The sequence below is a fragment of the Defluviimonas sp. SAOS-178_SWC genome (genome assembly GCF_039830135.1).
GTDB lineage: Bacteria > Pseudomonadota > Alphaproteobacteria > Rhodobacterales > Rhodobacteraceae > Albidovulum.
This window is the reverse complement of the sequence record NZ_CP156081.1, coordinates 637,910-651,250: the sequence shown is the minus strand read 5'-3', so window position 1 is coordinate 651,250 and position 13,341 is coordinate 637,910. Positions and strand designations below refer to the sequence as shown.

General features: G+C 64.0%; 13 protein-coding genes and 1 pseudogene. 7 read left to right on the top strand and 7 right to left on the bottom strand.

Features of this window, described 5'->3' with window-relative positions; all coding sequences use genetic code 11:
* Position 1 precedes the first annotated feature (1 nt).
* The 4 genes from V5734_RS04085 to V5734_RS04070 are packed head-to-tail and all read right to left on the bottom strand — an operon-like array spanning position 2 to position 4,124.
* A complete protein-coding gene (locus V5734_RS04085) occupies positions 2-1,222 on the bottom strand; it encodes a hypothetical protein (RefSeq protein ID WP_347312235.1) in 1,221 nt (406 codons plus the stop codon).
* 4 nt (positions 1,223-1,226) lie between these two features.
* Positions 1,227-2,123 carry a PP2C family protein-serine/threonine phosphatase gene (locus tag V5734_RS04080; RefSeq protein WP_347312234.1) on the bottom strand — a complete coding sequence of 299 codons (897 nt, stop codon included), beginning with the start codon at positions 2,121-2,123 and terminating at the stop codon, positions 1,227-1,229.
* Entirely contained in the window at positions 2,107-2,979 is an 873-nt protein-coding gene (locus V5734_RS04075) for an FHA domain-containing protein (protein ID WP_347312233.1), read from the bottom strand. The genes V5734_RS04080 and V5734_RS04075 overlap by 17 nt, the downstream gene beginning before the upstream one ends.
* A complete protein-coding gene (locus tag V5734_RS04070) occupies positions 2,976-4,124 on the bottom strand; it encodes a serine/threonine protein kinase (RefSeq protein ID WP_347313570.1) in 1,149 nt (382 codons plus the stop codon). Before V5734_RS04070 ends, V5734_RS04075 begins: the two co-directional genes overlap by 4 nt.
* Between V5734_RS04070 and V5734_RS04065 the strand changes: the two genes are divergently transcribed.
* A complete protein-coding gene (locus tag V5734_RS04065; protein WP_347313707.1) occupies positions 4,011-4,367 on the top strand; it encodes a hypothetical protein in 357 nt (118 codons plus the stop codon). The genes V5734_RS04070 and V5734_RS04065 overlap by 114 nt on opposite strands.
* Before the next feature lie 259 nt (positions 4,368-4,626).
* Here V5734_RS04065 and adh read toward each other — a convergent pair whose 3' ends face one another.
* The 3 genes from adh to V5734_RS04050 form a co-directional block, all read right to left on the bottom strand.
* A complete protein-coding gene (adh, locus tag V5734_RS04060; RefSeq protein WP_347312232.1) occupies positions 4,627-6,147 on the bottom strand; it encodes an aldehyde dehydrogenase in 1,521 nt (506 codons plus the stop codon).
* A gap of 128 nt (positions 6,148-6,275) precedes the next feature.
* The gene (locus V5734_RS04055; RefSeq protein WP_347312231.1) at positions 6,276-7,133 is read right to left on the bottom strand and encodes a helix-turn-helix domain-containing protein; all 858 of its coding nucleotides are present in this window, start codon (positions 7,131-7,133) and stop codon (positions 6,276-6,278) included.
* Positions 7,134-7,672: 539 nt separating this feature from the next.
* Positions 7,673-8,698 (bottom strand): aminotransferase class I/II-fold pyridoxal phosphate-dependent enzyme, encoded by a 1,026-nt coding sequence (locus V5734_RS04050; RefSeq protein WP_347312230.1) that lies wholly within the window; start codon positions 8,696-8,698, stop codon positions 7,673-7,675.
* A gap of 70 nt (positions 8,699-8,768) precedes the next feature.
* Here V5734_RS04050 and V5734_RS04045 point away from each other — a divergent pair, with 70 nt between their 5' ends.
* The 6 genes and pseudogenes from V5734_RS04045 (at position 8,769) to V5734_RS04020 (ending at position 13,331) form a co-directional block, all read left to right on the top strand.
* Positions 8,769-9,701 (top strand): nitrate ABC transporter substrate-binding protein, encoded by a 933-nt coding sequence (locus V5734_RS04045; protein ID WP_347312229.1) that lies wholly within the window; start codon positions 8,769-8,771, stop codon positions 9,699-9,701.
* 135 nt (positions 9,702-9,836) lie between these two features.
* Positions 9,837-10,109 (top strand): annotated as a pseudogene (locus tag V5734_RS04040) (transporter substrate-binding domain-containing protein); the annotation flags it as partial.
* Between the two features lie 28 nt (positions 10,110-10,137).
* Positions 10,138-10,890 (top strand): amino acid ABC transporter ATP-binding protein, encoded by a 753-nt coding sequence (locus tag V5734_RS04035; RefSeq protein ID WP_347313569.1) that lies wholly within the window; start codon positions 10,138-10,140, stop codon positions 10,888-10,890.
* A gap of 49 nt (positions 10,891-10,939) precedes the next feature.
* On the top strand, positions 10,940-12,112 hold the full coding sequence (locus tag V5734_RS04030; protein WP_347312228.1) for a M20 aminoacylase family protein: 1,173 nt from the start codon (positions 10,940-10,942) through the stop codon (positions 12,110-12,112).
* A 15-nt stretch (positions 12,113-12,127) separates the two neighbouring features.
* A complete protein-coding gene (locus V5734_RS04025) occupies positions 12,128-13,081 on the top strand; it encodes a carbon-nitrogen hydrolase family protein (RefSeq protein WP_347312227.1) in 954 nt (317 codons plus the stop codon).
* A 64-nt stretch (positions 13,082-13,145) separates the two neighbouring features.
* Positions 13,146-13,331: a hypothetical protein gene (locus V5734_RS04020; protein WP_347312226.1), complete on the top strand. Its 186-nt coding sequence runs from the start codon at positions 13,146-13,148 to the stop codon at positions 13,329-13,331.
* Positions 13,332-13,341 lie beyond the last annotated feature (10 nt).

The following is a 13,341-nucleotide window of genomic DNA, read 5'->3' as shown; positions in this document are numbered from 1 at the left end:
CTCAATTCAGGGGCATTGCGGAACGCACCAGGCTTGCCTCGAACGCGGAACGGAGTTGAAGCAGGAGCGCGGCCGCGTCCTGCGCCTGCTCGGGGCCGCCCTCGATCTGGAGCAGCGTCGCCATATCGGCGGCATCGTCGATCATCCCCCGGAGCGCCAGCACCGGCTCTTCGTCTTCCGGCCAGTCCGCAGCGCGGTCCCGAAGCCCGTCAGTGACTTCGCAGCAGCGTTCCAGGACGTCGCCCGCCCAGTCGGGGGAGTCCGCGTCGTGCCATTCCAAAGCCTCGAAGAGGTCGCGCGAGGTACGCCTGAGATAGAGGAGCGGTTCGGAAAGAAGCCCGGCGAGGTCGGACGATGCGGGTATGTCCGATCGATCCGCCGTCACCGGGGACGGGCGATCGACATCGACGGGCGTCGGGCCCGCATCCGGCCCCGGCGCGGCGATCCCCTGATCGCACTGACGCAGCAGCAAACGCGCGGCATCGAGGTCTTCTGCAACGGCATCATCTATATCGGCGGCGAGCTTATCGAAAAGCCTGCGGGCGCCGGCCTTCATATCCGCATCATCGGATCCGCGATTGGCGTTTTCGTCCGGCAGGAACACCACCCGTTCGAAATCCGGCGGCGTTCGGGCACCGAGACTGCCGGCCCCGGCTTCCGGCGCGAAGGCAACAAGATAGGCGTGGTTCTTCAGTTCAGGCGCGGCCGCGTTCCAAATCCGGGCCTCGAGCGCGGAGAAGTCGCGGGTACACCAGAGGGCAAAGTCGATCCGGCGCGCCGCCCAGCGCAAGGCAGCCGACTGTTCCTCCGCGTCTTCGCCGGCCGCGAGGTGAAGAAACGTCATGCGCCGCAGCGCGTCGACAGGAGCCCCGATCTTCAGGAAGACCGGCTCCTGCCCGAGAAGTTCGGCGCGCGGCAGTCCTTCGGCGGCGAGGGTACTTCCGTCGGCCAGCGTTGCCCTGGTGTGCGGCCGCTCGGCAAAGCCGATCTCGACGGTGGGCCATGTCATCCGGTCCGGCAGAACCTCGATCCCGAGAAGCGCGCCGAGAAGGCGCTTGCGCTGCCGGGCTTCGAACCCGATTAGCCCCACCCGGACCGGACGGCGCAGTCTCTCGACAAGCTCTTCGCAGCTTCGGGCAATCCGCGGGGGAATCGCTGCAGAGCCGAGCACAGCCTCGAGTTCGTCCAGCGTCTTCCAGGTGCAGGGCGCGAGCGATGCCACGGGATCAGCTCCTTGTCCCGAGGTGCCGCGCCGGTGCGATCGCGCCGGTCCATGCACGCAGTATGGTCGCTGGTGACAACCAGGCGATCGGCGCCAGACGCCGTTCAGCCGCCGTGTCGGTCGCCTTCAGCACGATGACCGAGATGTTGTCTTGTTCCGGGTCGGCCAGCCCCGTGACACCCGCCATCAGGGCGCCGGCAATCGTGGCGCTGGGCTCGCCGCCCGTCCGCCCGAGCACCGCCGCGATCCGATCGTCGGGCAGGTACTGGAGGCCGTCGCTGGCGACCAGCACCAGATCGCCGCTCCGCAACGTGAACGGCTGGTCCGGGCAATCTATCGAAGGGATCTCGCCGCCGATCAGCGCGGAGGTCAGGCAATTGCGCTGAGGGTGATTGCGGCCCACTTCCGGGTCGATCAGGCCCTCCCTGACCATCAGGTCGATCTGCGGAGCAAGCGAATGGTCGTCGTTCAGGCGCGTGAGCTGCCCGTCGCGAAACAGATAGAGCGGCGAATCCCCGACCGACAGCCAGTAGAGACGGTCCTCGATCACAACGACCACGATCACCGTGCCGCCCATCCCGGCGGTCTCGGGCGCCGCGTCGATCCGCGCGCGGATGCGGCGGTTCGCGACGTTTGCCGCGCTGCGCAGAAGCTCCGGCAATTCGGCTTCGGCCAAGCCGGGATCGTCAACCCCGAGCGTCAGCTCGGCGAAGATCTCGGCGACGATGATCCGGCTCGCCACATCCCCGGCGGCATGTCCGCCCATACCGTCCGACAGCACCGCAAAACCGAGTTCGGAGCCCAGCGAGAACGAGGTCGCGAGCGCGTCCTCCTGACGAGACCGCGCGCCGAGACACAGCGCCGACGCGGCGTCGATCGCAATCTCAGTCTTCCCGGGCATCGGTTTCCTGCCTGTCTTCCGTCGGGCCCCAGGTGAAATCCGGTCCGCACAAAGCCACGAAACGAAGGGTCGTCTTGCCGATCCGAATCAGGTCGGCATCGGCGAGATCTTCGGTCGCCAACACGGGGTTGCCGTTCCGGCGAACGATGTTCGACTTGCCGCCATGTCCGACGAAGAACTTGTTCTGCTCGTCATCGTAGGCGACCAGGGCGTGGTTCTCGCGCGAGACGCTGGTGTCGCCGAAATCGAGGCAAACCGTCTGGTCCGCGCCACGACCGATGGTCGAGACGCCCGTCCCGATCGTGAACGACGCGCCCCGTCCCGGACCGTCGACCACCACCAGCCAGCCGACCGGATATTGGCCTCTCGCGGACGGCGTTGCCCGGTCGGCGGCGAAGACGTCGTTTTCAGCGCCGCCGGCGTGGAAACCGATGATCCGCGTCTTCACCCGCGCCGCGCCAGTGAGCGCGGGGCCTTTGCCGCCGTCGCGTTCCAGCCCCGTCAGGGCCCGTGCCGGCAGCATTTCATCCGCATGCCGACCCTCGGGCGCACGCCTCTGCGGCCTTTGCGCCAAGCGGGCCGTATCCTCGTCGCGTTCGTCCGGCTCGATGTCCCATATCTGCTTCTTCGTGGCGGGGCTGGCGGGCGCTTCGGCCTCTACCGACGCCTCCTCCTGCGGCGGATCGGCACGCGACCCCGTCGTCTGTTCCCCGGCGCCGTCGGGTTCCTGGAGCTTCTCGCGCATGGCAACGAGATCGAAGAAATCGGAAACCTGTTCCGCATCACCCGTATCGCGCGTCTTCTCGGACGGCGGCAGGGGTCGTTTGCGCACGATGACGTCCCTCAGAGATCTCACCTTCTCACCTCTTTCAGTCTTGGGCCGACGGTGACCCCGAAGATGCGCAAAACACGTGAGCCGGCGAAGAAACGGTTGAACGCCGTATCTGGGAGTTCTGGGCTTTCGACTTCTTCGATCTCTGGCTCATCGGCCGGATCGTCGACCGGGACGACATTCCACATCGACGAAGCCGGAATGTCCGCATAGGTCTCCGGCTCCGGATCGGTTTTGCCACGAGCGGTTTTGTCTTCCCGGGCGCTGCCGCGTCCGGAGGTCGCCAGCACCCGCCGGGCCGTAACGCCCGCCCCGGCCCGTGGCTCGGATGATTCACGCGGCGCGGCAACAGACGGCTCCAACTGCGCCTGATGCTCGAAATCCTGCACGAGTTGCGCAACCCGCTTTTCCATCTCGCGGTCGTTCTGGGCCTGTTCCAGCAGCAGGCGCTTGCGACGTTCAGTGTCGATCAGGTCGCGCCATTCCCGCGCATTCTGGAGCCGTTCGGCCGGGAATATGCTGAGGCAACGGTTGATGGCCTCGAGGAAATAGCGGTCATAGCCCCTGACGGTTTGCGGGGTCAGCGGTTCGAGCGGGTCTTTCTGCTTTTTCGCCGCCGCAGCAAGCCGCACCTGGCTGCTGGGCGGTGCCTTGCCCGACACCAGGTGATAGAATGTCGCGGCCAGCGCGTAGAGATCGCTGGAATAGGCCTGTTCGCTGCCGGCAAGGTAGAATTCCTGCGGCGAGTAGCCGTCCTTGACGGTCAGCACCTTCGAGAGCACCCGGCTCACTTGCGTCGCGCTTTCGCGCGCCGCGCCAAAATCGATCAGGACCGGCGAATTGTCGGCTTCGAGCAGGATGTTGTCGGGGGAAATGTCGCGGTGCAGTATGTCGTTGTCGTGCATATAAGCTACGGCATCGAGCACCTTGAGCAGGAGATCCTTGATCACTGCGGGGCTCAGCCGGCCCGGCTCCGTCTCGATCACCTGGAGGAGGTCGCGCCCGTCGATGAAGTCGAGCGCCATGTAGGCGGTGTCGTTGTCCTTGAAGATCTGGTGGACGCCGACGATGTAGGGATGCTGCAGTTCCGACAGGGCGCGCGCTTCCTTTTCAAAAAGCTCGAGGATCTTGCCGAATTCCTGCTCCCCGCCCTTCGAGCGAAGCCGCACGGTCTGCCGCGTACGGCAGCAGATCGCTCCGGGGAAACACTCCTTGATGACGATTTTCCGGCCGAGGCTGTCGCGCGCAAGGTAGGTGACCCCGAATCCGCCGGAATTCAGATAGGAGTCGATCGTGTATTGCCCGCCGCACAGTTCCGTTCCCGGCGACAACTCGTCCCCGAAGATATCGGGTTGATCGACAACGTCTTTGTTCGGCGACTTGTCCAATTCTGTTCCCTGGATGCGTGGTGACAGAAATGCGATGCCCGGAGGCCGTCAACTATTCGCCACAGTCGTCAGGAAATGCGCCCGAATGATGGCAACAAACTGGTGAATGTTGGCCAGCCGGGAACAAAATCGCAAAAACTCTTCCGATTGGTGCGCGTCTGTCCAGCTTCGAGCCGTCAGTTGAGCTTCGTCGCCGCAACTCTTGCATGCCGGTCCGGGCCGACATGAAAATACTGGAATCGGGATGCGCTTTCAGGCGCATCCCGATATTTTCCCGGCGGCCTCAGAAGAAGCCGAGCTTGTTGGGATTGTAGCTGACCAGCATGTTCTTGGTCTGCTGGTAGTGGTCGAGCATCATCTTGTGGGTCTCGCGCCCGATGCCGGACTGCTTGTAGCCGCCGAAGGCCGCATGGGCGGGATAGGCGTGGTAGTTGTTGACCCAGACACGTCCCGCCTCGATCGCGCGGCCGAAGCGGTAGGCCCGGGTGCCGTCGCGGGTCCAGACGCCGGCCCCGAGGCCGTACATCGTGTCGTTGGCGATGGCGAGCGCCTCGGCTTCGTCCTTGAAGGTCGTGACCGACACGACGGGGCCGAAGATCTCCTCCTGGAAGACGCGCATCTTGTTGTGGCCCTTCAGGATGGTCGGCTGGATGTAAAAGCCGTTCGAAAGGTCGCCGTTGAACCGCGCGGCATCACCGCCGACAAGCACCTCGGCCCCTTCCTCGACGCCGATCTTCAGGTAGGACATAATCTTGTCCTGCTGTTCCCGGCTGGCCTGGGCACCGACCATCGTCTCCATGACACGTGGGTCGCCCTGCTTGATCGCCTTCACGCGGGCGATGGCGCGTTCGATGAACGCCTCGTAGATGTCTTCCTGGATCAGCGCGCGGCTCGGGCAGGTGCAGACCTCGCCCTGGTTGAACGCAAAGAGAACGAAGCCTTCGACCGCCTTGTCGAGGAAGGCGTCATCCTCGGCCATCACGTCAGAGAAGAAGATGTTCGGCGACTTGCCGCCCAGTTCCAGCGTGACCGGAATCAGATTCTCGGTCGCGGCCTCCATGATCTTGCGGCCGGTGGCGGTAGAGCCGGTGAAAGCGATCTTGGCGATGCGCGGGCTGCGGGCCAAGGGCGCGCCGACCTCGGCGCCCATGCCGTTGACGATGTTCAGAACGCCCGCCGGCAGGAGGTCGCCGATCAGTTCGACCAGCACCATGATCGCGGCGGGGGTCTGTTCGGCGGGCTTCAGCACGATACAGTTGCCCGCCGCCAGCGCCGGCGCCAGCTTCCAAGCCGCCATCAGGATCGAGAAGTTCCAGGGGATGATCTGGCCGACGACACCGAGAGGTTCGTGGAAGTGATAGGCCACCGTGTCGTGGTCGATCTCCGACATCGTGCCTTCCTGGCTGCGCAGGACGCCGGCGAAATAGCGGAAGTGGTCGACCGAGAGGGGGATGTCGGCATTGACCGTCTCGCGGATCGGCTTGCCGTTGTCCCAGGTCTCGGCGGTCGAGATCAGGTCGAGGTTCTCCTCGATCCGGTCGGCGATCCTGAGAAGGATGTTCGAGCGTTCGGCGGCCGAAGTCTTGCCCCAGGCCTCCTTGGCGGCATGCGCGGCATCCAGCGCAAGGTCGATGTCCTCGGCCGTGGAGCGGGCGATCTCGCAGACCTTGGCCCCGGTGATCGGGGTGATGTTATCGAAATACTGCCCTTTCACGGGCGCGACGAACCTGCCGCCGATGAAGTTGTCGTAGCGGGTCTTGAATGGCGAGCGGAACTGGCTCGTCGTTTGGGTCATCTCGTTCATGGGATCTCCTCCTTAAACCGGGTCCTCGGCCCGGATGGGGGAGATTTGTCGAATCGGTCCTTTCCTGTCAGCCGGGCGGGAGGGGCCGGTATGTCGAACCTGTCTCAGAACTGAGACAGGCCGCCGGATCAATCCGCGATGCCGAGCCGTTTCATGCGCCGGTACAGCGTTGCGCGGCCGACGCCAAGCGCCCGCGCCGCTTCGGAAACGTTGCCGTCGGCGCGTGCGAGCGCGCGCATCACCGCGGCCCGTTCGGCCTTTTCGAACCCCGAGGGGCCATCGTCGCGGCCAAGAAGGTCGGAGGCCGGGCGTGGCCGCAGGTCTCCCTGCGCCTCGAGCCCGAAGACGCGACGTGCGGCGCGTGTCGCGCCGACAACCAGATCGTCGCCGTCCAGCGCCAGCAAGACGGCGGCATCCGCATCGCCGCCGTCGGCGACCACGATCCGAGTCCTGGGAAAGGACGCCCGGAAATAATCGGCCTCGATCGCGCGGGCGGTTTGCGCGACCATCGCGCCGATCAGCCGGTTGTAAGACGCCGTCTGATCGGCCCGCGCGGACGAGACGTCGAGCGCGGCAAGGAGCCGGCCGTCGTCGCCAAAGATCGGCGCGTCGATGCAGCTCATCCCGATGTTGCGGGCGAGGAAATGTTCGTCGCGGTGGATGGTGATCTGTCGCCGCTCGGTCAGGCAGGTGCCGATCCCGTTCGTGCCCTCGCTCGCCTCGCTCCAGTCGGCGCCGAGTGACAGGCCCCAGCTATCGAAAACCGACGCATCCGCGTCGGTGCAGCGCTGATCCAGAACGATACCGCTTTCGTCGGTCAGGAGCACACCGCAACCGGAATTGCCGACGAGCCCGAAGAGATGGTCGAGCTTGGGCGCCGCGACCAGCAGGAACCGGTCAAGCCGGGCGCGGCGCTCGTCCAGTTCCTCCCCGCCGAGCCGCCGCGCCGATTGCACACGCGCCGGGTCGAGATGATGGTGTTCCATCGACCGGTGCCACGACGCCGCCAAGCCCGACCGCGCCGCCGCCGAACCGGATGTCACCGCCTTGACCACGGTATCGATATGGTTCTTCTTCTTCGAGATTCCGGGCCTCCTCGCCGGATAGGTTAGTGCGTCGCCGCTCGTCTGGCAAACCCGGCCGTTGACGGGACATGCCGGATCGGCGTGCCTTGAACCACTCAATGGGTCTGGGCTTGACCGAGCCTGAACACCAGCTGGCGCCCTGCCCCGGCTAAACCCAGGTTCTTCCGACAGAGCCAACAATACCGCTTGCGATTCCGTGCGCCCCTGAAAACCGGATAGGGCAAGGGTATCCCCCGTATTGTTTAACGGAGCCGTCACTTGGCGACGGCCTTCGGATTGTTGTCCAACTCCCGGCTTATCGCTGCGGTCGAGACTTGCGATCCCCGTACGGTTGCTCTGATCGCATGCTTTGTCATGGCGCAGCCGTGACGACCTTGCCCCTTGGTGCTTCCTTCCATTCAAGCGAATGGATCGAACCATTGATCCATGGGATCAGACAGCTAGGGACTCGTGCCGATCTCGAAGGGTTCGGCGGCGGCAAGGCGGGCGATATCGGCCAACGCCGGTAATTCTGCTTGGGTCAGCCGCCCGGTCGCCAGCCGTACATGCCCCGTCGGGGCAAGTGAAAAGCTTTCGCCCGGAAGGGCGGAGACGCCGTGGGCTGCCAGGGTGATCAGCGCGAAGGTTTCGGCATGGACCGGCAGATAAATGCTGAGCCCGCCGCCATCGGGCACGTCGATACCGCGGTCGCGTAGGGCCTGCGCAAACATGTTTCGCCGATTGCGGTAAATCTGTCCGGCCGTTCGGACTGCGCTGCGCGTCGCCTCATCGCCCACGAGCCAGGCCACGGCCGATTGCAGGATGCGACTGGTCCAGCCGGCACTGAAAGCACGATAGGACTGCACCTGATCCACCAACGTTTCGGAGGCGGACAGAACCGCCATCCGCAAATCCGGCCCGTAGGATTTGGAGAACGAACGGATATGTATGACCCGATCCGGCAAACGGTCACCCAGCGACTGGGACGGCGCCATCGCGATGTCACCCGGCCCGTCGTCCTCAATGATCAAGGTTTCGCTGGCGGCCAGAACGTCGCCCAATTCGCTCAACCGTTCCACAGTGCAGTAATGTCCCGTCACAGAGCTGAGGACGGGCTGGAATACGAACGCCACCGGATCCTGCGCCAGGGCGGTCCCGAGCGCTGCCGGTTCAGGGCCGAACCGATCGCTTGCGACTGGAATGATCCGCGCGCCCAGATCTTCCAGAATGTCCAGCAGCCGCATGGAGGCGGGCATCTCCACCGCAACCGCGGAGCCGGGCGGAACGAGCGCGTGTAGCGACAGGTAAACGGCATTGTAGCCGCCGTTGGTCGCAAGCATGGCCGCCGATTTGAATGGCCATGACGGTCTGAGCGCCTGTTCGAGTTCGGGCAGAGTGCGCACCCGTTCGTAGCTGTTGAGGTTCTCTGATCGCGCGCCGTGCAACAGCGCGCGATCCAGTTCTGGCAGCAACGCCAGGTCTGGCACCGACAGCGTCAGGTTGCGCGTACTGGGAGAAAAGTGCCCCTGGGCCGACACCCGAAAAGGGCGGGGCGCTATGCTGGCACCGCTGATTCTGGGCGATGTGAAGTCGCCCGATCTGACGGTCGAGGTGGATCGCATCGCGACCATGCCAGTCGAGATCGGTGGCGCATCGCCCTACAACGCGGGCGAAGCTTCTTTCAGCCGCCATCTGACGACCTTGGCGCAGGGTGAGGCCACCACCGACGCCATCCCCAACTTTCTTATGCGCGGCTTCCGCCATGCGTGCATCATAACCCGGGCCGACAGTCCGTTGACGACGATCGAGTCCCTTGCCGGTTGTCGTATTGGTGTGACCGGATGGCAGGACACCGGCAATACGTGGACCCGGGCGATCCTGCGGCATGCGGGCATCCAGACGGAGGATGCCTACTGGTATGCCGGACGCCTGACCGCCGACCATCCGATACAAGATCGCTTGGGCAGGTTTGGCCTGCCAGGCCGGATCGAGCCTATGCCGAACGAAGAGCCGATGATGGACAGCTTGTCGCGTGGATGGCTGGACGCGGTGTTCACGCCTTTCATGCCGGCAGGCTTCTTCTCGCGGAGTTCCGAGTTTCGCCAATCGATTCCCGATTGCCGGGCCGCGCAGCTGGCCAATTTCGATGCTGTCGGTTATGTTCCCGGCATTCACGTTCTGACCATGGATCGCGCTCTTGCGCAGGCCCATCCTTGGGCCCCGCAGGCGCTGAGCGACCTGATCGACCGTTCGCGCGAGATGTGGACGGCCAAACGCCGCCGATACGCCGATACGACACCCTTCATGTTGGAGGAAATGTTGTTCACGGCAAAAGCCCTGCCCGCATCTTGGGATGCGAGCAGCCTTGAGGCGAACCGCAAGATGATATCCGACTTCATCAGTCAGATGCACGAGCAGGCAATTTTGCCAAGATTGCTGGACGTCGAGGAGGTATTCGGTTCCACGAGTTCCGCGAGGATGGTCGCCTAACCTTATTGCCTAAAGGGAGAAGACCATGAACAAACTACCAATACTCAGCCTGGCGCTTTCGGCGCTGTATTCCTGTTCGGAATCAGCGCCGAACTGAACGCGCGTCTACCCGAGGAAATTCGTGAGGCGGGATCCATGATCGCCGTGACCAACGGATCCTTTCCTCCCTATGAATTCGTCGAAGGCCAGGAGCACACTGGGGCCACTGCCGATCTGGCAAAGGAAATCTCTCAGATCCTTGGCGTCGAGATCGAGCATGCCACGGTTGCAGGCCTGCCCGCTCTGCTGACCGGGATCGGCTCGAACCGGTATCAGTTCGCCATGGGCCCGGTCGGCGACTTCCCCAAACGCCGCGATGCGAACGACTTCGTGGACTGGGTGCAGGAATACGTCGTATTTGCCGTGCAGAAGGGCAACCCCGCAGACACGGGCCGCGATCTTGCGGGCGCGCAACGTCCACAAGTCGTTCGGCGGCAACGACGTTCTCAAGGGCATCGACCTGGACGTCGCTCCGAGCGAAGTCGTCGCCATCCTTGGCCCATCCGGCTCCGGAAAATCCACGCTGCTGCGTTGCATCAACCGGCTAGAAGAAATCGACAAGGGTTTCATCGAAGTGGATGGCGAACAGATCGGCTACAAGCTGCATGGCAACGGGCTGGTGGCTTTAGGGTCGGCGGCGATTGCCCGGCAGCGCAGCCAGATCGGCATGGTGTTCCAACGCTTCAACCTGTTTCCGCACATGACCGTTCTGCAAAACGTCATCGAAGCACCCGTCGGGGTTCACGGTGTCAAGCGGCGTGACGCAATCGAGTTGGCGACCGCCCTGATAGAACGCGTGGGGCTGGCCAACAAGCTGAATGCCTATCCCAGGCAATTGTCGGGCGGGCAACAGCAACGCGTGGCGATAGCCCGAGCGTTGGCCGTGAAGCCCAAGATACTGTTGTTCGACGAGCCGACCTCGGCACTGGACCCGGAGTTGGTGGGAGAGGTGCTGGCTACGATGAACGGGCTGGCCGAACAGGGGCTTACGATGATCGTCGTGACTCACGAGATCGGCTTTGCGCGTGAAGCCGCGGATCGCGTCGTCTTCATGGACGGCGGTCACATCGTGGAGCAGGGCAAGCCGGAGGACATTTTGGTCAACCCGCAGCGTGCACGCACCCGCGAATTTCTACGCCGCGTACTTTAATTTGATTAACGAAGAAAGGCGGGCCGCGCAGAGCGCGGCCTGAACGCTCATGACCAAATATGCCGCGATCAAAGATTTCAAGGACGCCGAGGCGGACATGTTCGGCATGCGCCATCACCTGCACGCGCACCCCGAACTGTCGTTTCACGAAGCGAATACAGCCGCATTCGTCGCGGAGAAGCTGGAAGGCTTGGGCTACGAAGTAACGCGCAACGTGGGCGGACATGGAGTGGTGGGCCGCTTGCAGGTCGGAGACGGGAACCGGTCAATCGCGATCCGTGCGGACATGGATGCCCTGCCCATTCACGAGGCCCAATCCAAGCCCCACGCAAGTACCGTACCCGGGGTAATGCATGCCTGTGGCCACGACGGACACACGACCATGTTGCTGGGCGCGGCGGAATATCTTGCGCGCAACCGTAACTTTTCGGGCACGCTGAACCTGACCTTTCAGCCTGCCGAAGAAGCGGGTGCGCAAAGCGGCGCCCCCGCCATGATCGCGGACGGTCTGTTCGAAAGGTTCCCCTGCGACGCGATATTCGGCCTGCACAACCACCCCGGAGCGCCAGCCGGCACCGTGTTGATGCGGTCGGGACCGCTCATGGCTGCCGCCGATACCGTAGCCATTACTCTGTACGGCAAGGGCGGGCACGCGGCGCGACCGCATCTGTGCATCGATCCCGTCGTCGCGGGTGCCGCACTGGTCATGGCCTTGCAGACGATCATTTCGCGAAGCGTGGATTCGACTGAAACTGCCGTCGTAACAGTGGCAACCTTCCACGGCGGCACCGCCACCAATGTCATCGCCCAAGAGGCGAGGCTCACATTGAGCGTGCGCACCTTCACGGCAGAAACCCGCGCGCTAATCAAGGAACGCATTTACAGCATCGTCGAGGCGCAGGCCGCCTCATGGGGCGCGCGGGCCGAGATCGAGTATGACAGCGGTCATCCCGTCGTGTTCAACGCCCCCGAGGAAACCGCCTTCGCGACCGACGTCGCTCGGGAACTGGTCGGGGCCGACAACGTGTCCGAATGCCCCCTGATCCCGGGAAGTGAGGATTTCTCGCACTACCTGGCGCACAAGCCCGGCTGTTTCATCCGGCTGGGCAACGGCGAAGGATCCGCCCCGCTTCACAATCCGTCCTATGATTTCAACGACGCCAGCCTGACGACCGGCGCAGCCCTTTGGGCGCGATTGGCCGAACGGTTCCTGACCGCCTGATAGGAGACAATCCCCGTGATCTCATCGACAATCCGCCTTGCCGCACTGCAAATCGGCGCGTCGCCCGCCGGTCCGCAGGCGACGCTGGACGACATTCTTTCGTTCGAGGAAGAGATTGCCGCGGCGCGGCCCGATATCCTCGTCCTGCCCGAAGCGATCCTGGGCGGCTATCCCAAAGGCGACGACTTCGGAACGCAACTGGAGTTCCGTAGGCCCGAAGGGCGCGAGGCATTTCGCCGGTATTTCGCGGCGGCGATGGATCTGGACGGCCCTGAGATCGGCGCGCTCTGCGGCTTGTCCGCACGCACAGGCACAACGATCGTCGCGGGTGTGATCGAACGCGAGGCGAGCACGTTGTACTGCACCGCCGTCTTTATCGACCCCGCCAACGGGCTGGCCGCCATGCATCGAAAGTTGATGCCCACGGGAACCGAACGGCTGATTTGGGGCCAAGGTGATGGATCGACCCTGCCCGCGGTCGAAACCCCTGCGGGTACCGCCGCCGCAATTTGCTGGGAAAACTACATGCCGCTGTTTCGCACCGCGCTTTACGCCAACGGTGTGGAGATCTGGTGCGCGCCGACCGTGGACGCTCGCGATGCCTGGCAGTCGACGATGCAACATATCGCGCTGGAAGGCCGCTGTTTCGTGGTCAGCGCCTGCCAGTTCCAGCCCGCGCCGCTGGTGTCGGGCAAGACGGTCGCCAACTGGCCCGAGGACGAGGATCTAATTTCCGGCGGCAGCGTTATCCTGGGGCCCTTGGGCGATGTTCTGGCAGGGCCTCTGCGCGGGACCAAGGGGCTGCTGCTGGCGGAATGTGACCGCGACGATATCGCACGAGCGCGCTACGATTTCGACGTCGTTGGCCATTATGCCCGCCCCGATGTGTTCCGGCTTCGCGTTGACGAGACCGCACGGCACAGCGTTGCCTTTCACACAGCAAAGGATGCGCTCGACGCCAGGGAATGACACCGATGTGTCCTGAGCAAGCCACCATACCTGGACCGATGGCCAGGTCGCGCGGATGAACCACATGATCAAGGAAGGTGAAGCGGATCAGAAAACGGTCCGCGGGATCGTTTTCTCGCTGACCGTCAAACGCTTCCACCACGAGAGCCACGGGCAGCCGCGCAACCGACGGATTCTCCCAAGGGCTGGAGGGACCTCGGGTCTCAGGTCACAGCCCATGCCGGACGGCGCCGGCGACCAGACCGGCTGAGAGGCCGGCG

Coding starts and splice junctions, on each gene's coding strand:
- adh (WP_347312232.1), bottom strand. CDS start 6,147: ATGAACGAGATGACCCAAACGACGAGCCAGTTCCGCTCGCCATTCAAG.
- V5734_RS04030 (WP_347312228.1), top strand. CDS start 10,940: ATGACCAAATATGCCGCGATCAAAGATTTCAAGGACGCCGAGGCGGAC.
- V5734_RS04020 (WP_347312226.1), top strand. CDS start 13,146: ATGATCAAGGAAGGTGAAGCGGATCAGAAAACGGTCCGCGGGATCGTT.
- V5734_RS04045 (WP_347312229.1), top strand. CDS start 8,769: ATGCTGGCACCGCTGATTCTGGGCGATGTGAAGTCGCCCGATCTGACG.
- V5734_RS04055 (WP_347312231.1), bottom strand. CDS start 7,133: ATGGAACACCATCATCTCGACCCGGCGCGTGTGCAATCGGCGCGGCGG.
- V5734_RS04080 (WP_347312234.1), bottom strand. CDS start 2,123: ATGCCCGGGAAGACTGAGATTGCGATCGACGCCGCGTCGGCGCTGTGT.